This window comes from Streptomyces sp. NRRL S-244 (assembly GCF_000717915.1).
Lineage (GTDB): Bacteria > Actinomycetota > Actinomycetes > Streptomycetales > Streptomycetaceae > Streptomyces.
Window position 1 is genome coordinate 280,382 of the sequence record NZ_JOCX01000004.1, and the last position, 19,071, is coordinate 299,452.

Below are 19,071 nucleotides of genomic sequence, written 5' to 3' on the forward strand. Positions count from 1 at the left end.
TCAGGCCGTGAAGCGGTACAACGCCAGCTCACGCCGGTCCTGCGTCTTCACGGAAAATCCGATGCACAATGCCGGCCGTCCGCCGGCCGTGGCGACCGCGATTCCCTCCGGCTCCCGGTACGCCAGATCCGGTGCCACGGTCACGTGATGACGGCCTTGCGCCTTCCCCGTGCGTACGTCAATTGCGGAGACATATGTATTTCCGCCGGACTTCCGCGGATTGTCCCCGCCCTTGCCGGTGTACGGGCCGCCGGTCAGCACGTAGACGTGGTCCCCGTACAGCGCGCAGCCCTGGAACCACTCCTCCTGCTTGACCTGCACCCCGGCCTTGAGGACCTGGGCGGCGGTGAAGCGCCCGGCCAGGAAATCCGCCATCCCGTACACCGAGAACCGGTGCACGCCGTCCTCCTCGTGGCTCACCAGCACCCGCTCGCCGGGCAGGTCGAGCGCGGGGGAGACGTCGGTGGATCCGGGAACCGGGTCGAAATGGCGGACGGAGTCGTCCGAACTGTCGAGGACCGAACCGTCCTTGAACGGGACCCGGACCACGGTGCGGCCGTAGCCGCTCTCGGTGTCGGCGCGGCCCTCCACCCATATGTACGTATTCTGGCCCGTCGGCTCGACACCGCAGGAAATTCCGTGGCCGAAGCCGCGCAGATACATATGCCCGAGCGTTTTCCCCGAACTGCTCAGCCGGGTCAGGCACATATCGCCGGAGGTCTTCCGATCGCCCGAGCCGACCGGGTCCTCCTCATCGTCGAGCCTGATACCGCTCTCGACGGTCTGGAGTACGTAGACCTGCCCGTTCGTATCGTCGAACGCGAACGACTGGGGGCCCGTCGTATTGAACAGCGGAGTCGGAGCGAGCAGTTGCGCACCGGTCCGCATGTCGAACGCGCCGGCCATCGGGCCGGCGGCGACCGGGCCCGCTTCGCCCTGCTCGTCGGCCCCGGTGCGCAGCGCCCAGGACAGACCGCCCGCCGTGAGGCCGGCGGCCACCGCACCGCCCGCGAAGAGCAGGTTCCGGCGGCTGAAATGTGTCGTGCCATCCGCCATGGACCGCATTCTGCCAGCCCGGACCGGAGGGTTCCGCGCCGGGCCCCGTCCTGGTCCGCCTTGAACGGCGGACGCCCGCCCCCGCGAGGGGAACGGGCGTCCGGGGCGTTCAGGCGCAGCGGTCTCAGACCGGGACGCTCGCCAGGCCCGGGGCGAGGAACTTCTTGCCGTTCACGCGCTCCGAGACACCCTCGCGGTCCAGGTACGGCGTGACGCCGCCCAGGTGGAAGGGCCAGCCGGCGCCCGTGATGAGGCAGAGGTCGATGTCCTGGGCCTCGGCCACGACACCCTCCTCCAGCATCAGGCCGATCTCCTGCGCCACCGCGTCCAGGACGCGGTCGCGGACCTGCTCCTCGGTCAGGACGACATCGCCCTGGACCAGGAGCGCGGCGACCTCGGGGTCCAGCTCCGGCTTGCCGGAATCGTAGACGTAGAAGCCGCGCTTGCCGGCCTTGACCACGGCCGCCAGGTTCGGGGAGACGGTGAAGCGCTCCGGGAAGGCGCGGTTCAGGGTCTCGGAGACGTGCAGACCGATCGCCGGGCCCACGAGCTCCAGCAGCACCAGCGGGGACATCGGCAGGCCGAGCGGCTCGATGGCCTTCTCCGCCGTGACGACCGGGGTGCCCTCGTCGATGACGTTCTGGATCTCGCCCATGAAGCGGGTCAGGATGCGGTTCACGACGAACGCCGGGGCGTCCTTGGTGAGGACCGCGGTCTTCTTCAGCTTCTTGGCGACACCGAAGGCCGTGGCCAGCGAGGCGTCGTCGGTCTGCTCACCGCGGACGATCTCCAGCAGCGGGAGGATCGCGACCGGGTTGAAGAAGTGGAAGCCGACCACGCGCTCCGGGTGCCGGAGCTTCGAGGCCATCTCCGACACCGACAGCGAAGAGGTGTTGGTGGCGAGGATCGCGTGCGCCGGGGCGACCGCCTCGACCTCCGCGAACACCTTCTGCTTGACGGACATCTCCTCGAACACGGCCTCGATGATGAAGTCCGCGTCCGCGAAGCCCTCGGCCTTGTCGAGCACACCGGTCACCAGGGCGGTCAGGCGGTTGGCCTTGTCCTGGTTGATGCGGCCCTTGCCGAGCAGCTTCTGGATCTCGGCGTGGACGTAGCCCACGCCCTTGTCCACGCGCTCCTGGTCGATGTCGGTGAGGACCACCGGCACCTCCAGGCGGCGCAGGAAGAGCAGCGCCAGCTGCGAGGCCATCAGGCCCGCGCCGACGACGCCGACCTTGGTGACCGGACGGGCCAGCGACTTGTCCGGGGCACCGGCCGGGCGCTTGGCGCGCTTCTGGACCAGGTTGAAGGCGTAGATGCCCGAGCGCAGCTCGCCGCCCATGATGAGGTCGGCCAGGGCCGCGTCCTCGGCGTCGAAGCCGGCCTGGAGGTCCCCGTCCTTGGCCGCGGCGATGATGTCCAGCGCGCGGTAGGCGGCCGGAGCGGCGCCGTGCACCTTGGAGTCCGCGATGAAGCGGCCCTTGGCGACGGCCGCGTCCCAGGCCTCGCCGCGGTCGACCTCGGCGCGTACGACCTCGGTCTCGCCCTTCAGGACCTTCGCGGTCCACAGGAGGGACTGCTCCAGGAAGTCGGCGCCCTCGAAGATCGCGTCGGCGATGCCGAGCTCGAAGACCTGCTTGCCGCGCAGCTGCTTGTTCTGGTTGAGCGAGTTCTCGATGATCACCGAGACCGCGCGCTCCGCGCCGATCAGGTTCGGCAGCAGGGCGCAGCCGCCCCAGCCCGGAACCAGGCCGAGGAAGACCTCGGGGAGCGAGAAGGCCGGGATGGCCTTCGAGACGGTGCGGTAGGTGCAGTGCAGACCGACCTCGACACCGCCGCCCATCGCCGCGCCGTTGTAGTACGCGAAGGTGGGGACGGCCAGCGCCGACAGGCGCTTGAACACGTCGTGGCCGCCCTTGCCGATGGCGAGCGCCTCGTCGTGCTGCTTCAGCAGCTCGACACCCTTGAGGTCGGCGCCGACCGCGAAGATGAACGGCTTGCCGGTGATGCCCGCGCCGACGATGGAGCCCGCGAGGGCCTCCTGCTCGACCTGGTCGATCGCCGCGTTCAGGTTGGCGAGGGACTGCGGGCCGAAGGTGGTCGGCTTGGTGTGGTCGAAGCCGTTGTCCAGCGTGACGAGCGCGAAGCGCCCGGCGCCGAACGGCAGGTCCAGGTGGCGGACGTGCGCGGACGTGACGACCTCGTCCGGGAACAGCTCGGCCGCGCCCTTCAGGAGCTCAGCGGTGGTGCTCACTTGGAGTCTCCCTCGGCGTTGAAGTTCGGGTTCTCCCAGATGACCGTGGCGCCCATGCCGAAGCCGACGCACATGGTGGTCAGGCCGTAGCGGACGTGCGGCTGCTCCTCGAACTGGCGGGCCAGCTGCGTCATCAGACGGACGCCGGAGGAGGCCAGCGGGTGGCCGAACGCGATCGCGCCGCCGTACTGGTTGACGCGGGCGTCGTCGTCGGCGATGCCGTAGTGCTCCAGGAAGGCGAGGACCTGGACGGCGAACGCCTCGTTGATCTCGAACAGGCCTATGTCCTCGATGGACAGGCCGGCCTGGGCGAGGGCCTTCTCGGTGGCCGGGATCGGGCCGTAGCCCATGACCTCCGGCTCGACACCCGCGAAGGAGTACGAGACGAGGCGCATCTTGACCGGCAGGTTGTTCTCGCGGGCGAAGTCCTCGGACGCGATGATCGCGGCGGTGGCACCGTCGTTGAGACCGGCGGCGTTGCCCGCGGTGACCCGGCCGTGCGTACGGAACGGGGTCTTCAGGCCGGCCAGGTTCTCCAGCGTGGTGCCCGGGCGCATCGGCTCGTCGGTGGTGACCAGGCCCCAGCCCGTCTCACCGGCCGCCTCGTTGGTGTTGCGGACCGAGATCGGGACCAGGTCCTGCTGGATCTTGCCGTCGGCGTACGCCTTGGCGGCCTTCTCCTGCGAGCGCACGGCGTACTCGTCGGCGCGGAGCTTGGTGATCGTCGGGTACCGGTCGTGCAGGTTCTCGGCGGTCATGCCCATGAACAGGGCGGACTCGTCGACCAGCTTCTCGGAGACGAAGCGCGGGTTCGGGTCGACGCCCTCGCCCATGGGGTGGCGGCCCATGTGCTCGACACCGCCGGCGAGGGCGACGTCGTACGCACCGAAGGCCACGCCGCCCGCGACGGCGGTCACGGCGGTCAGCGCGCCGGCGCACATGCGGTCGATGGAGTAGCCCGGGACGGACTGCGGGAGGCCCGCGAGGATGCCGGCGGTGCGGCCCAGCGTCAGGCCCTGGTCGCCGATCTGCGTGGTCGCGGCGATGGCGACCTCGTCGATCTTCTTGGGGTCCAGGTCCGGGTTGCGGCGCAGCAGCTCCCGGATCGCCTTCACGACGAGGTCGTCGGCGCGGGTCCCGTTGTAGATGCCCTTCGGGCCCGCCTTGCCGAACGGGGTGCGGACGCCGTCGACGAAGACGACGTCCCTGACGGTACGAGGCACGTTGGCTCTCCTCCAGGTGCGGGTGTGCACTGCTGCGCGGGGGCGGTCGGCATCTGCTGCTGAGCGCCCGCTCACCCGGCCATGCTACTTGCCGGTAACTGGCATGCACACCCCCTCCGGGAGGAGCGGCGAACGTCACACTCTCCGGGACGCGGAGAGCCCCCGGCCGAAGGGCCGGGGGCTCTGTGTCCGTGACGTGCTGCCGCGTCAGGCGGTCGCCGCCAGTGCCCGCACCAGCGCGGGCGTCACTTGCTCGATCTGCCACGGGCGGGCGCCGTAGCCCGCGAGGGCCTGCGCCACCGCCTCCGGCTCCAGCCGCTGCGGCGGCTCCCAGCACAGCCGGCGGACCGTGTCCGGGGTGATCAGGTTCTCCTGGGGCAGGTTCAGCCCCTCCGCGAGCGCCGAGACGGCGGTGCGGGCCGCAGCCAGCCGCGCCGCGGCCGCCGGGTCCTTGTCCGCCCAGGAGCGCGGCGGCGGCGGACCGGCCGGGGTCGCCCCCGGCTGCGGCAGCTCGTTCTCGGGCAGGGCCTTCGCCCGGTCCACGGCCGCCATCCACTGCTCCAGCTGGCGCCGGCCCATCCGCTGCCCGTACCCGGGCAGGGCCGACAGCGCGTGTACGTTCGCCGGCAGCGCGAGGGCGGCCTCGACGATCGCGGCGTCCCCCAGCACCTTGCCGGGCGACACGTCACGCCGCTGGGCGATCCGGTCCCGGGACTCCCACAGCTCCCGTACGACGGCCATCTGCCGGCGCCGGCGCACCTTGTGCATGCCGGACGTACGGCGCCACGGATCCTTGCGCGGCGGCGCGGGCGGGGCGGCGGCGATGGCGTCGAACTCCTGCCGGGCCCATTCCAGCTTGCCCTGCCGGTCCAGCTCCTTCTCCAGCGCGTCCCGCAGGTCCACCAGCAGCTCCACGTCGAGCGCGGCGTAGCGCAGCCACGGCTCGGGGAGGGGGCGGGTGGACCAGTCGACGGCGGAGTGGCCCTTCTCCAGCGCGTAGCCGAGCACGCTCTCGACCATCGCGCCCAGCCCGACCCGGGGGAAGCCGGCCAGGCGGCCGGCCAGCTCGGTGTCGAACAGGGAGGTGGGCACCATGCCTATTTCGCGCAGGCACGGCAGGTCCTGGGTCGCGGCGTGCAGGATCCACTCGGTACCGGACAGGGCCTCGCCCAGTGCGGACAGGTCGGGGCAGCCGACTGGGTCGATCAGCGCGGATCCTGCGCCCTCGCGGCGCAGCTGCACCAGATAGGCGCGCTGGCCGTAGCGGTATCCGGAGGCGCGCTCGGCGTCGACGGCCACGGGTCCTGTGCCCGCGGCGAAGGCCGCGACCACCCGGGCGAGGGCGTCCTCGTCGGCCACCACCGGAGGGATCCCCTCGCGGGGCTCGAGCAACGGAATCGGCGCCTTTTCGACGTCGTCCGGGGGGCCGCCCCCGGTGGTGGTGCGCAGGTCTGCTGCGGTCTCTTGGGCGTCGGTCACCGCTCAAGGGTATCCGTGGATACGGCGCACCCGTCGCCGGAACGTTCCGTCGACGGGCGCGGGGCACGGGCTCGGGCGTTTCCCCGGCTTCCCCTGGGGGCACCTCCCAGCGGTGGCTGGGGGAGGGTTTCCCCGGGGTCCGTCGGGCGGTTGTCAGTGGATGATCCCGGTCCGCAGGGCGACGGCGACCATACCGGCGCGGTCGCCGGTGCCGAGCTTGCGGGCGATCCGGGCGAGGTGGGACTTGACGGTCAGGGCGGACAGGCCCATCGAGACGCCGATGGCCTTGTTGGACTGGCCCTCCGCGACGAGGCGCAGGACCTCGACCTCGCGGCCGGAGAGCTCGCGGTAGCCGCCCGGGTGGCTCGGGGCACCCGGGGGGCGGCGGTGCATACGGGCGGCGGCGGCACCGATGGGGGCGGCGCCGGGCCGGGTGGGGAGCCCGATGTTGGTCCGCGTGCCGGTGACGACATAGCCCTTCACGCCGCCCGCGAGGGCGTTGCGCACGGCGCCGATGTCGTCGGCGGCGGACAGGGCCAGGCCGTTCGGCCAGCCGGCGGCCCGCGTCTCGGAGAGCAGGGTGAGACCGGAACCGTCGGGCAGGTGTACGTCGGCCACGCAGATGTCGCGCGGGCTGCCGACGCGGGGGCGGGCCTCCGCGATGGACGACGCCTCGATCACGTCACGTACTCCGAGGGCCCACAGATGGCGGGTCACGGTGGAACGGACGCGCGGGTCGGCCACGACGACCATGGCCGTCGGCTTGTTCGGGCGGTAGGCGACCAGGCTTGCGGGCTGCTCGAGAAGAACGGACACCTAGGCCTCCTGGGGGAGTGGCGGGACGGCCGGCTCGGGGAAGGAAGCCGGTGCGAACCGTGCGGATGGTCACTGACTCCTTCGGCACGTCACCCGCCCGGCTTTAGGGAATGATCACGATTTGGTGAGTAACAATTCGGGCAATTCGGACGCACGATCGATCATCGGGTGATCAGAAGCCCACAACGGGTGCCCGGTTCCGACACCGCGCCGCCGACGCTCGATCGGCCGTTCTACGGGGCGCCGTGCATTCGGCGGCTCCGGCGAAAAGCGATCACGCGCGTGCCGCCGTACGGGGGCACGGCTACGGGTGGTGCGGACCGCGGCGCTGTGGCAGGGACACCACACCCGTCCCCGAGTCCGTCGGCCCGACCGGCGGCAGCCCCGCGATCTGGCAGAGCAGCTCGCACCACGCCGACAGGTGCGCCGAGGTGTCCGGGACCCCGCCGACGCCCTCGCGCGGCGTCCACGAGGCCCTGATCTCGATCTGGGTGGCCGGCCGCCGCTCCGCGAGCCCGCCGAAGTAGTGCGAGCTCGCCATCGTCACGGTCCCGCTCGCCTCCCCGTACGCCAGGCCGCGCGCCTCCAGCGCTCCCGTCAGCCAGGACCAGCACACCTCGGGGAGGAGGGGGTCGGCGGCCATCTCGGGCTCCAGCTCGGCACGTACGAGCGTCACCAGGCGGAAGGTCCCGTGCCAGGCCTCGTGCCCGGACGGATCGTGGAGCAGGATGAGCCGGCCGTCGGCCAGGTCGTCCTCGCCGTCGACGACCGCGGCCTCCAGGGCATAGGCGTGCGGGGCCAGGCGCTGGGGCGGTCTGGTGGGGTCGATCTCGATCCCCGGACGCAGGCGCGCCCTCTTCAGGCCGTCGACCGCGTGTCGGAACGGGAGCGGGACGGAGCTCTCCTTCGCGCTGTCCACACCGTCAGCGCCATCTGAAAATCGTCCCTGAGCCGCAGCCATGCGGGGAAGACTAGGCGGAACGAGCGTCCGTGCGGCGCAGGGACACCCGCGCCGGGCCGGGCACTTCTTCATACGTGCGAAGATTTGGCGCGTGAGCGCCAACGAACGCCCCACGGGCCAGCCGAGTCAGACGTACGATTCCGCCTTCCTGAAGGCGTGCCGGCGGGAGCCGGTGCCCCACACCCCGGTGTGGTTCATGCGGCAGGCCGGGCGCTCGCTCCCCGAGTACCGCAAGGTCCGCGAGGGGACCCAGATGCTGGAGTCGTGCATGCGGCCCGACCTGGTCACGGAGATCACGCTCCAGCCGGTCCGCCGCCACAACGTCGACGCGGCGATCTTCTTCTCCGACATCGTGGTCCCGCTCAAGGCCATCGGCGTCGACCTGGACATCAAGCCGGGCATCGGCCCCGTCGTCGCCCAGCCGATCCGCCGCCGCGAGGACCTCGCACAGCTGCGCGACCTCACCCCGGAGGACGTCTCGTACGTCACCGAGGCGATCGGCATGCTCACGGGTGAACTCGGGTCCACGCCGTTGATCGGTTTCGCGGGTGCGCCTTTCACCCTCGCGAGCTACCTGGTCGAGGGCGGCCCGTCGAAGAACCACGAGCACACCAAGGCCCTGATGTACGGCGACCCGGAGCTCTGGGCCGACCTGCTGGACCGCCTCGCGGAGATCACCTCCGCCTTCCTCAAGGTCCAGATCGAGGCCGGCGCCTCCGCGGTGCAGCTCTTCGACTCCTGGGTCGGCGCGCTGGCCCCGGCGGACTACCGCCGCTCGGTGATGCCGGCGTCGGCGAAGGTCCTGGAGTCCGTGGCCTCGTACGGAGTCCCGCGCATCCACTTCGGCGTGGGCACGGGCGAGCTGCTCGGCCTGATGGGCGAGGCCGGCGCGGACGTCGTGGGCGTCGACTACCGCGTCGCGCTCGACGAGGCCGCCCGCCGCGTCGGCCCCGGCAAGGCGCTCCAGGGCAACCTGGACCCGGCGGTCCTCTTCTCCACCGAGGAGGCCGTGCGCACGAAGACGGACGAGGTCCTCGCGGCGGCCTCGGGCCTGGAGGGCCACATCTTCAACCTGGGCCACGGCGTCCTCCCCACCACCCCCCCGGACGCCCTGACCCGCCTGGTCGACTACGTCCACACGAAGACGGCCCGCCAGGCCTAGGGTCCGCCAGGCCTAGGCCCCTACCCCGCCGCCCGCACCGCCGAGACGGCCTTGCGGGCGGCCACCAGGACGGGGTCCCAGACCGGGGAGAAGGGCGGGGCGTAGCCCAGGTCCAGGGAGACGACCTGGTCCACCGTCATACCGGCCGTCAAGGCCACCGCCGCGATGTCCACCCGCTTCGCGGAGCCCGCTCCGCCGACGATCTGGACGCCCAGGAGCCGGCCCGTGCGGAGTTCCGCGAGCATCTTCACCGTCATGTCCGCGGCCGTCGGGTAGTAGCCCGCCGTCGTCGTCGAGTTGATCGTGGCCGTCACGAAGCGCAGCCCCGCCGCCAGGGCGTCGCGCTCGCGCAGCCCCGTACGGGCGATCTCCAGGTCGCAGACCTTGCTCACCGCCGTGCCGACCACCCCCGGGAACGTGGCGTAGCCGCCGCCCACGCCCGAACCGATCACCTGGCCGTGTTTGTTGGCGTGCGTGCCCAGCGGGATGTGCCGCATGCGCCCCGCCACCAGGTCCAGGACCTCCACGCAGTCGCCGCCCGACCAGATGTTCTCGTGGCCCCGGACCCGCATCGACAGGTCCGTCAGGATGCCGCCGGACTCGCCGAGCGGCAGCCCCGCCGCGCGGGCCAGCGCCGTACGGGGCTCCACGCCGATGCCGAGCACGACCACGTCCGCCGGGTACTCGTCCCCCGCCGCCGTGGCCACCGCGCGGACCGCGCCCTGATCGTCCGTGAGGATCTTCGTCACCTCGGCGCCCGACACCGTCCGGATCCCCATCCGGTTCATCGCGGCGTGCACCAGTGCGCCCATGTCCGGGTCCAGCGTGGCCATCGGCTGTGCTCCGCGGTGCAGGACCGTGACCTCGTACCCGCGCGCGACCAGCGCCTCCGCCATCTCCACGCCGATGTAGCCGGCGCCGACGACGACCGCCCTGCGGCCCTCCGTACCCTCCGTCCGCTTCAGTCCCTCGGCGAGTTCCAGAGAAGCCATCAGTCGCTGGCCGTCGTCCAGGGTCTGGACGCCGTGCACCCCGTGCGCGCCGATCCCGGGCAGCCGGGGCCGGACCGGCCGGGCGCCCGTGGCCAGGACGAGCTTGTCGTAGCCCGTCCAGGCCTCGGACCCGGAATCCAGATCACGGGTGCGGACCCGGCCCCCGGCGAGGTCGAGCTCCACCACCTCGGTGCGCATGCGCAGGTCGATGTCCCGGGCGCGGTGCTCCTCGGGCGTACGGGCGATCAGGTCGTCCCGGCCGGGGACCTGGCCGCCGATCCAGTACGGGATCCCGCACGCGGAGTACGAGGTGAAGTGCCCGCGCTCGAAGGCCGTGATCTCCAGCTCCGCCGGGCCCTTGAGCCGCCGGGCCTGTGACGCGGCGGACATCCCCGCCGCGTCCCCGCCGACCACCACCAGTCGTTCCGTCGCCATCGTCCGCCCCGTTCTCCGCACTCCGCCACTCCGCGCGTACCGCAGTCTCGTGGGGAACACGCTACGGGCGGAACGTGCGTTCAGTCGGAGGCCTCCGTCGTTTCCGTCGAGTCCGCGGGTCGCGCCGCCGGGATCCTCGCCGGCGTCAGACCCGTCCTCGGCTTCGCCGGGCGCAGCCGCCGGTACGCGCGCAGGCACAGCAGCACCAGCGCGGCCGTCACCGCGAACGGCGCCACCGCGGCCACCGCCAGGGCCAGGTAGCGCACGATCGTCGTGAAGACGTTCCAACCGCCGCGCAGGGCGTCCGTGAAGGAGGTCTCCTCGTCCTTCTTCTCCGCCGCCTTCGGGGCCGGCTCCGAGACCTCCATCGTGATCGTGCCCATCGAGGTCTGGTCCTTCAGCGCCGTCTGCTGCGCGAGCAGCGACTCCAGGTCCGACTGGCGCTTGCTCAGCTCGCTCTCCAGCATCACCACGTCACCGAGCGCCGTGGCCTTGTCCATCATGTCCCGCACCCGGGCCACGCTCGCCTGCTGCGATCTGACCCGGCTGTCGACGTCCGCGACCTTCTCCGTCACGTCCTGCGCCTCGACCTTGCGGCTGCGAAGCCTGCCGCTGCCCTCCATGGCGCCGAGTACGGCGTCGAAGCGGTCGCCCGGCACGCGCAGGGTCAGCGTCGAGGTCATCCGGCCGTCCTCGCCGCGTTTGGTCGACTCGTTGCCGACGTACCCGCCCGCGCCCTCCGCCGCCGTACGGGCCGCCGCCAGGGCCTTCTGCGGGTCCGCCGTCTCCAGGGCGAGCGTGGCCGTACGGATGACGTGCGGGCGTACGGCGGCCGGCTGCTGCCCGTTCTTGGACGCGTCGGATCCCCCGGCGGCGGCTCCCCCGGCCGCCGCCGGGGGAGCCGCCGCCCCCGGCTTGCCCTGGGCCGCGCCCTCCGGGGCCCGGACCGCGGCCTTGTCGGCCGAGGCCGGGCCCGCGCCGTCCTGGCCGGCGCCGCACCCGGTGAGCGCGAGCGCCCCGGCCAGGGACAGGCCGGCCAGGACGGCCGCGCCGCGGTGTCGTACAGCGGTGCCTCTGCTGCTGCGGATGGTGCGCATCGGTGGTCCCCCCGGGGATCGGCTGATGTCGCCGTCGTGGCGTACGCCGGTGTGACGTACAGGGTCCCGCCGCGGGTTTCGCTCCGGCGGTCCCGGGCCGATCCCGATGCGGTCACGGTCCGGCCTCGGTGATCGTCCGCCGAACGGTCTGAGACGATGTGTCCATGCACGAAGCGGACATGCGTACGGACATGCGTACGGACGGCACGGCGGCGGCCGGAGTCCCGCCCCGCCACGCCGTCGTCATCGGCGGCGGCATCGCCGGCCTCGCCGCGGCCCACCGGCTGCTCGCCGACGGCCTGCGCGTCACGCTCCTGGAGGCCGGGCCGCGCCTCGGCGGCAAGCTGCTCGCCGGTGAACTCGCCGGCGCCCCCGTCGACCTCGGCGCCGAATCCGTGCTCGCCCGCCGCCCCGAAGCCCTGGAGCTGGCCCGGGCCGTGGGCCTCGCCGAGGCCCTCCAGCCGCCCGCCACCGCCACCGCCCACCTGTGGACCCGCGGCGCGCTGCGGCCCATGCCGCGCGGCCACGTCATGGGCGTCCCCGGCGACCTGGCACCGCTCGCCGCCTCCGGGGTGCTCTCCGCCGAGGGCCTGGCCCGCATCGAAGCCGAACGCGCACTGCCGCCCGCCGAGATCGGCGAGGACGTCGCCGTCGGCGAGTACGTGGCCGCCCGCCTCGGCCACGAGGTCGTCGACCGCCTGGTGGAGCCCCTCCTCGGCGGGGTCTACGCCGGCAACGCCTACCGCATCTCCATGCGCGCCGCGGTCCCGCAGCTCTTCGAGGCCGCCCGTACGCACGCCTCGCTGGGCGAGGGCGTACGCGAACTCCAGCAGCGGGCGGCCGCGCAGGAGCCCCAGCAGGCCGGGCGCCCCGTCTTCGCCGGGATCGACGGCGGCATCGGACGGCTCCCGCAGGCCGTGGCCGAGGCCTGCCGGGCCGCCGGGGCGCGGATCAGCACGGGTACCCCGGTGCGCGAGCTCCTGCGTACGGACGGAGGCTGGAAGGTCGTCACCGACGCCGGGGCCGTCGAGGCGGACGCCGTGGTCCTGGCCGTCCCGGCCGGGCCCGCCGCCCGGCTGCTGGACGGGGTCGCGCCGGCCGCGGCCGCCGAGCTGCGGACCGTCGAGTACGCCTCCATGGCCCTGGTGACGATGGCCTTCCGCCGCTCCGAGCTGCCGGCCGCGATCACCGGGGGCGGCGCCAGCGGATTCCTCGTACCGCCCGTCGACGGGCGGACCATCAAGGCCTCCACCTTCTCCAGCAACAAGTGGGCCTGGGCCGGCGCCGACCCCGAGCTCTTCCTGCTGCGCACCTCGGTCGGCCGGTACGGCGACGAGGGCGATCTGGGGCGCGAGGACCACGAGCTGGTCGACGTCTCGCTGCGCGACCTCGGCGAGGCCGTGGGCCTCGCGGCCCGGCCGGCCGCCTCCACCGTCACCCGCTGGGACGGCGGGCTGCCGCAGTACCCGGTCGGCCACCTCGCCCGCGTGGACCGGATCCGCGGCGCCGTCGCGGCCCTGCCCGGCCTCGCCGTGTGCGGCGCGCTGTACGACGGCGTGGGCATCCCGGCGTGCATCGCGAGCGCCGGCAAGGCCGCCGACGTGGTGAAGGCCACGTTCCCCGCGTAGGGGACCCCTGGCACAGACCACTGATCAGCACACGGGACAATGGACACATGACTGCACCAGAGAAGATTCCCAACGCGGGGAAGAAGGCGAAGGACCTCAACGAGGTCATCCGCTACACCCTGTGGTCCGTCTTCAAGCTGAAGGACGTCCTGCCCGAGGACCGCACCGGCTACGCCGACGAGGTCCAGGAGCTGTTCGACCAGCTGGCCGCCAAGGACATCACCGTCCGCGGCACCTATGACGTCTCCGGCCTGCGCGCCGACGCGGACGTCATGATCTGGTGGCACGCCGAGACCTCGGACGAGCTGCAGACCGCGTACAACCTGTTCCGCCGCACCAAGCTCGGCCGCGCGCTGGAGCCGGTGTGGTCGAACATGGCCCTGCACCGTCCGGCCGAGTTCAACAAGTCGCACATCCCGGCCTTCCTGGCCGACGAGGTCGCGCGCGACTACGTCAGCGTCTACCCCTTCGTGCGCTCGTACGACTGGTACCTGCTGCCCGACGAGGACCGCCGCCGCATGCTCGCGGACCACGGCAAGATGGCCCGCGGCTACCCTGACGTCCGGGCCAACACCGTCGCGTCCTTCTCGCTGGGCGACTACGAGTGGATGCTGGCCTTCGAGGCCGACGAGCTGTACCGCATCGTCGACCTCATGCGTCACCTGCGCGCCTCCGAGGCCCGTATGCACGTCCGTGAAGAAGTGCCCTTCTACACCGGACGCCGCAAGTCCGTCGCCGATCTGGTGGCCGGACTCGCCTGATACCTCCCCTGGGGGGAAGGAACCGGAAGACTGCTCTCTTGACTGGGGAGCGGCCTCCGGTGGATCGGGAGGCTGGTCCGGATGACGGCCTGACCCCCGAAACGACGCAGCCGGAGACCCCGCCCGGAAGTTCAGACGACTGGCGGCAGCAGAGCCCTGGGTACCTTCCCGGGGCCTCTTGCTGCCCGGTCGTCCAGCGACACCGGTGCGGGCTCCGGATGCGGCGCACACGTGACACGCCACCCTGAGGTGTCACCCGTAAGCAAGTACCGCTCCACGTGACGGTCCACGCAGTCATTGCGTCCGCCGACCACCCCGTGGGCGCCGGCCCCCTCCTCCGTGACCAGCGCGGCCTCGGCGCCGAGCCGCCGCTGCAACTCCAGCGCCCCCGGGTACGGGGTGGCCCCGTCCCGCTCCGCGGCGACGATCAGCGTGCGGGGGAGCGCCGCCGGCCGCGCGCCGGCCGGGACCGGCTGCTCGCCCACCGCCACCGGCTGCTGCCGCTCGTGGACCGGCCAGTACGCGCACGGCAGGTTCAGGAAGGCGTTGGCCCAGGTCTCGAAGGGCGCCCGGCGGGCCAGTTCCGTGTTGTCGCGGTCCCAGGTCTCCCACTCCGCGGGCCAGGCGGCGTCGTTGCACAGCACCGCCGTGTACACCGCCCGCGCGTTCTCGCGCGCGGCCGCCGACTCCGGGGCCGGACCGGCCTGTTCGGCGAGCGGGCCGGGATCGCCCGCCAGGAAGGCGCTGAGCGCGGCCGCCAGCTCCGGCCAGACGTCGTCGTAGTACGCCGCCTGGAGGAAGGCGGCCTGGAGCTCGCCGGTCCCGACCGCCCCGCCCGCCGGGGTGCGCGCCACGGCGTCCCGTACGCGCTCGTAGCTCGCCCGTACCGCCTCCGGGGTGGCCCCGAGCCGGTACGCGGCGTGGTGCCGGGCGGCCCAGGCGCGGAAGTCGTACCAGCGCCTCTCGAACCCCGGTGCCTGGTCGAGGTTGTTGAGGTACCAGATGCGGCGCGGGTCGGGGTTGACCGCCGAGTCGAGGACCATCCGGCGGACGTGGGCGGGGTGGAGGGTGGCGTAGACGGCGCCCAGGTAGGTGCCGTACGAGGCGCCGAGGAAGGTCAGCTTCTCCTCGCCGAGCGCGGCGCGCAGCACGTGCAGGTCGCGGACGTTGTCGAGGGTCGTGAAGTACGGGAGGGCAGCGCCGGCCCGCTGCGCGCAGCCGAGGGCGTAGGCCCGGGCGGCGGCGACGCGCTGCTGCTTGTACGCGGCGGAGGGCTCCGCCGGCACCTGGGTCGGGCCCTTCGCGCGGCCGGCGGGGTCCTCGCAGGACAGCGGTGCGGAGCGGCCGACTCCGCGCGGGGCGTAGCCGACGAGGTCGTAGGCGGCGCCGATGCGCTCCCACTCGGGGAGCCCGGCCATGAGCGGGAAGAACATCCCGGAGGCGCCGGGGCCGCCGGGGTTGTAGAGGAGCGCGCCCTGCCGCACCGCGCCGCCGCGCCGGGTCGCGGCGACCCGGCTGACGGTGAGCGGGATCTGCGGCCCGTCGGGCCGCGCGTAATCGAGCGGAACCCGCAGGGTCGCGCACCGTACGGGCGAGGGCAGCTCCTCGACGGCCGGACACGCCCGGAAGGCCGGCCCGCCGGTGCCTCGGGCCGCCTCGGCGGCTCGGGCCGCGACGAGTTCCGCGCCCGCGTTCGCGGCGGCTTCGCTTGCCGCGTGGCCTGCGTGGCCTGCGTGGCCCGCGTGGCCCGCGTGGCCCGCGCGGCCGGAGACGTCCGGGCCGGGGGCGGTGGCGTGGGCACGGGGGGTCGGGATGCACAGGGTGAGGGAGAGGACCGCCGCCGCGACTCCGCAGCGGGCGAGCGGAGTCAGCATCATGGGCCGCCTTCATCTCTTCGGATGAAGTGATCAGATGCTCTGGGCGGGGTGCTTGTACAGGACCGCCGCCCGGTGTCGGGCGCAATCCCCCCGTTGCCTAGGCGAGTGCCGCCCGTAGGGCGGGATCCGCCAGCACGCGGGCGCCGCGCAGCGCCACCGCCGTGAGGGAGTCCCCCTCGGCGCGCTCCCGGTCCAGCGCGACGAGCAGCCGCTGCCCGGCCGGTGAGGCCCACGCGGAGTACGGGTACGTCTCGAAGCGGGCGATGGCCAGGCACCCCAGCGTGAGCAGCAGTGGCAGTGCGAACCAGCACAGGATCACCGCCGCGGTGGCCCCGTCCGCCGGAACGCACAGCGCGGCCGCCGCCAGCGCGGCCACCAGGGCGGCGGCCCGCCGCACGGCCCGGACCCCGCCGGCCACACCGCTGCGGGCGGCGGCCGGCAGCGCGAGCCCCGCCGCGTCGAGCCGGTCCGCGAGGGCCCGTACGGCCTCGTCCCGGGCCGCGGCGCTCCGTACGGCGGCCACCGGAGCCTGCCCGTCCGGCCCGAACGCGCCGAGTACGGACCGCTCGTGCGGATCCCGCCCCACCGGGTCGACGACGGTCGCCCAGCCGGTGTGGGCCAGCAGCAGCCGGCGCCCGCGCTGCATCGAGAGCAGCGTCAGCTCGGCGACCCGCCGGGGGCCGCCGGCGAGATAGGCGGCCTCGTACAGGTTCAGTTCGTCGGGGCTGCGGGCGGCGCCCGCACCGCCGTCGGGCGGCGCGGGCGCCGGCACCGAGGCCATGGCGGCGGCCCTCAGCAGGAGGGTGCACGACGCCAGCACCCCTGCCCAGGCCATCAGGAGGAGCAGGACCCAGAACATGGCCGATTCCCACGAGGTGTAGAAGTGCCCGGTCAGGAACTGCTGCTGCCGCAGCTCGAACCGGACGAACTGCTGCAACTCGAACTGCTGCTGGAGCAACTGGAACCACTGGAGCTGGAGCAACTGGAGCCGCTGGAACAACTCGAACCACTGCCGCAGCCCGAACCGCCCCCGGAGCAACTGGAACCGCTGTTTCCGCAGCTGCCGGAGGAGGAGCCGCCGTCACTGCTCGCGCACCATACGACGGGCAGGACCTCGGCGGAAGACCCGCAGTAGACACCCGAGGACGAGGACGAGGACGAGGAAGAAGAGGACGAGGTGGACGACGGCGAGCCGCGCCGCGCGTTGCGCGCCTGGGCCGCCGCCAGCCGGGTACCGCGCACGGCTGGCACCAACTGCCCCCGCAGGTACGGGTCCCGCAGCCCCCGCAGCCCGTACAGGGCCGTCTGCACGTGCGGGGTCTGGTCGTTCATGTAGTGCGTGCGGATCTCGCGCAGCGCGGCCCGCCCCGCCGGGGTGAGCCGCTGCCGGGCCCGGGCGGCGAGGACGCATCCCATGACGATCCCGCCCAGCAGCGCCGGGAGCACCTTGAAGACGAACGGCACCTGCGAGCCGGGCTGGAGCGCCAGCGCGACGAACGTGAGGGGCAGCGAGGCCACCACCCACACCGCGCACACCACGACCTGGGCCAGCCCCCAGCGCCGCCACCGCCGCCCGGAGCCGGGCACGGCGAGCAGCCCGCGGGCGGCGAGCGCGTCTCCGGTCTCCTGGATGGCGGGATCGAGCATGGCGGCGTAGCGCACCTGGTAGAGCCAGCCGGACGGCGCCTGCCGCAGGGCTTCGAACACGGCCCGCTCGGCGATGTCGCCGGCCCGCGCCCCGGTCCGCAGCGCCACGATCCCCGGACCGCCGGCCACGAGCCGGCCGTCGCCGAGCAGCGAGACGAGCGCGCTGTCCACGACCGCGCCGGGTCCGCCGGCCATGAACGCGGCCTCGGACAGGTCGTGCAGGCGCGGCGCCGGGCGGACCGGCCGCGGCCGGGAGCGCCGTACGCCGAGGAACAGCAGGAGGGTGGAGACGATGACGGCGACCCAGATCGCGAAGGCGAGGACGTTCATGCCGCACGCCCCACGAGCGTCCGGGCCCAGCGCACGATCCGGCGCGGCGGCCGGGCCCCGACCCGGTCCCGCCACCAGGAGGTGAGCCGGCGCCGGGCGGCGGGGTCGGCGGGCAGGTCCCGGATCAGCAGGTGCTCGGCGAAGTCGAGGGCGTCCCGGCGGTATCCGGCGGTCATGGGCCGGTTGCGGGCGTACGCGAGGAAGGCCTCGCGGTACGGGTCCTCACCGCCCAGGATCCCGGGCAGCTCGGGCGCCAGCTTCGCGACGACCCCGGCCCGCTTGGCGGCCAGCGCCCGCGACTGCACCCGTACGCGCCGCCGGTCGAACCCCTCGGGCACGGGCGTCCCGGCCACGAGCGCAGACAACAGCGCGGCCTGCTCCATCCCGACGCCCGTCCGGGCCCGCTGATCCGGCCCCGCCGGCGTGTGCGGCGCCGGCGGGAGGGTCCGGCGAACGGGGGAAGGGCGGGCAGCGGACGGCTCCGCAGGGCCCACCACCTGCCGGATGGCGGCGAGTTCCCCGGCCAGCTCCGCCCCGGCCGGAAAATCGTCGTCGCGCTCCAGCAGCACACCGGCAGGGGCGACCCGCTTGCGCAGCTCCGCCAGGAGGTCCAGCACCACCGCCGGCACCGGATGCGCATGCGTGTCGTGCCACACCCCGTCCCGCTCCACGCCCCCGGCGACGTGCACGTACGCCAGCGCCTCGAGCGGGATCGCGTCCAGTACGGCGAACGGGTCCTCGCCCCGGTTCACCCGGTTCGTGTGCAGGTTGGCGACGTCGATCAGCAGCCGCACCCCCGTCCGCTCCACCAGCTCCGTCAGGAACTGCGCCTCCGTCAGCTCCTCCCCGGGCCAGGAGATCAGCGCGGCGATGTTCTCCAGGGCCAGCGGCACCGGCAGCGCGTCCTGCGCGATCCGGACGTTCTCGCACAGCACGTCCAGGGCGTCCCGCGTCCGCTGCACCGGCAGCAGGTGCCCCGCCTCCAGCGTCGGCGAGGAGGTCCGTACGAACGCGATGTGCTCGGTGACGAGCGGCGCCCCCAGCGCCACCGCCCGCTCCCCGAGGGCGGCCAGCTTCGCGGCGTCGGGCCGGTCGGCGCCGCCGAGGCCCAGCGAGACCCCGTGCGGTACGACGCGCACCCCGCGCTCGCGCAGCCGCAGCAGCGGGGCGGGCAGGTGGCCGGGGCAGATGTTCTCGGCCACCACCTCGACCCAGTCCAGGCCCGGCAGCCGCTCCACCGCGTCAGCGATCTCCGGCCGCCATCCGATGCCCACCCCCAGGTGCGCCATGGTCTCCATGTCCCCTCGCCCCCTCTCATCGGTCGTGTGCCGATGTGATGGCCCCGACGGAGTC

The 19,071-nt window shown here is 73.3% G+C and carries 15 protein-coding genes; 3 read left to right on the top strand and 12 right to left on the bottom strand.

All coding sequences use genetic code 11. The annotated features are described in order from the left end of the window. The 6 genes from IF02_RS0107215 to IF02_RS0107240 form a co-directional block, all read right to left on the bottom strand. A complete protein-coding gene (locus IF02_RS0107215; RefSeq protein WP_037835742.1) occupies positions 1–1,056 on the bottom strand; it encodes a hypothetical protein in 1,056 nt (351 codons plus the stop codon). Between the two features lie 124 nt (positions 1,057–1,180). Beyond that, the gene (locus IF02_RS0107220) at positions 1,181–3,310 is read right to left on the bottom strand and encodes a 3-hydroxyacyl-CoA dehydrogenase NAD-binding domain-containing protein (RefSeq protein ID WP_030154539.1); all 2,130 of its coding nucleotides are present in this window, start codon (positions 3,308–3,310) and stop codon (positions 1,181–1,183) included. Beyond that, positions 3,307–4,533, bottom strand: a complete 1,227-nt coding sequence (locus tag IF02_RS0107225) for a thiolase family protein (RefSeq protein ID WP_030154540.1) — start codon at positions 4,531–4,533, stop codon at positions 3,307–3,309. The genes IF02_RS0107220 and IF02_RS0107225 overlap by 4 nt, the downstream gene beginning before the upstream one ends. Positions 4,534–4,740: 207 nt before the next feature. Next, entirely contained in the window at positions 4,741–6,012 is a 1,272-nt protein-coding gene (locus IF02_RS0107230; RefSeq protein WP_030154542.1) for an HRDC domain-containing protein, read from the bottom strand. A 153-nt stretch (positions 6,013–6,165) separates the two neighbouring features. Then, complete coding sequence (locus IF02_RS0107235; protein ID WP_007267191.1) at positions 6,166–6,828, bottom strand: helix-turn-helix transcriptional regulator; 663 nt, start codon at positions 6,826–6,828, stop codon at positions 6,166–6,168. A gap of 304 nt (positions 6,829–7,132) precedes the next feature. Continuing rightward, positions 7,133–7,789 (bottom strand): DUF3000 domain-containing protein, encoded by a 657-nt coding sequence (locus IF02_RS0107240; RefSeq protein ID WP_030154545.1) that lies wholly within the window; start codon positions 7,787–7,789, stop codon positions 7,133–7,135. A 91-nt stretch (positions 7,790–7,880) separates the two neighbouring features. On the opposite strand from IF02_RS0107240, the gene hemE reads away from it, so the two are divergent. Continuing rightward, the gene (hemE, locus tag IF02_RS0107245; RefSeq protein ID WP_030154547.1) at positions 7,881–8,951 is read left to right on the top strand and encodes a uroporphyrinogen decarboxylase; all 1,071 of its coding nucleotides are present in this window, start codon (positions 7,881–7,883) and stop codon (positions 8,949–8,951) included. A gap of 20 nt (positions 8,952–8,971) precedes the next feature. Here the strand turns inward: hemE and IF02_RS0107250 are convergent, their stop codons facing one another. Continuing rightward, positions 8,972–10,378, bottom strand: a complete 1,407-nt coding sequence (locus tag IF02_RS0107250; RefSeq protein ID WP_030154548.1) for an FAD-dependent oxidoreductase — start codon at positions 10,376–10,378, stop codon at positions 8,972–8,974. Between the two features lie 80 nt (positions 10,379–10,458). Beyond that, positions 10,459–11,475, bottom strand: coding sequence for a DUF4349 domain-containing protein (locus tag IF02_RS0107255; protein WP_030154550.1), 1,017 nt, complete (start codon positions 11,473–11,475; stop codon positions 10,459–10,461). A 191-nt stretch (positions 11,476–11,666) separates the two neighbouring features. On the opposite strand from IF02_RS0107255, the gene hemG reads away from it, so the two are divergent. Continuing rightward, positions 11,667–13,103: a protoporphyrinogen oxidase gene (gene hemG, locus IF02_RS0107260; protein WP_051695953.1), complete on the top strand. Its 1,437-nt coding sequence runs from the start codon at positions 11,667–11,669 to the stop codon at positions 13,101–13,103. Positions 13,104–13,150: 47 nt separating this feature from the next. Next, on the top strand, positions 13,151–13,864 hold the full coding sequence (hemQ, locus tag IF02_RS0107265) for a hydrogen peroxide-dependent heme synthase (RefSeq protein WP_030154553.1): 714 nt from the start codon (positions 13,151–13,153) through the stop codon (positions 13,862–13,864). A 131-nt stretch (positions 13,865–13,995) separates the two neighbouring features. On the opposite strand, the gene IF02_RS0107270 is transcribed toward hemQ, so the two are convergent. From IF02_RS0107270 to IF02_RS0107285, 4 genes are all read right to left on the bottom strand, one after another. Further along, positions 13,996–15,741, bottom strand: a complete 1,746-nt coding sequence (locus tag IF02_RS0107270; RefSeq protein WP_234318116.1) for an alpha/beta fold hydrolase — start codon at positions 15,739–15,741, stop codon at positions 13,996–13,998. 97 nt (positions 15,742–15,838) lie between these two features. Then, entirely contained in the window at positions 15,839–16,600 is a 762-nt protein-coding gene (locus tag IF02_RS0107275) for a TIGR04222 domain-containing membrane protein (protein WP_030154556.1), read from the bottom strand. 32 nt (positions 16,601–16,632) lie between these two features. Further along, positions 16,633–17,718: a TIGR04222 domain-containing membrane protein gene (locus IF02_RS0107280; RefSeq protein ID WP_030154558.1), complete on the bottom strand. Its 1,086-nt coding sequence runs from the start codon at positions 17,716–17,718 to the stop codon at positions 16,633–16,635. Next, positions 17,715–19,016, bottom strand: coding sequence for a DUF692 domain-containing protein (locus tag IF02_RS0107285; RefSeq protein WP_030154560.1), 1,302 nt, complete (start codon positions 19,014–19,016; stop codon positions 17,715–17,717). The genes IF02_RS0107280 and IF02_RS0107285 overlap by 4 nt, the downstream gene beginning before the upstream one ends. Positions 19,017–19,071 lie beyond the last annotated feature (55 nt).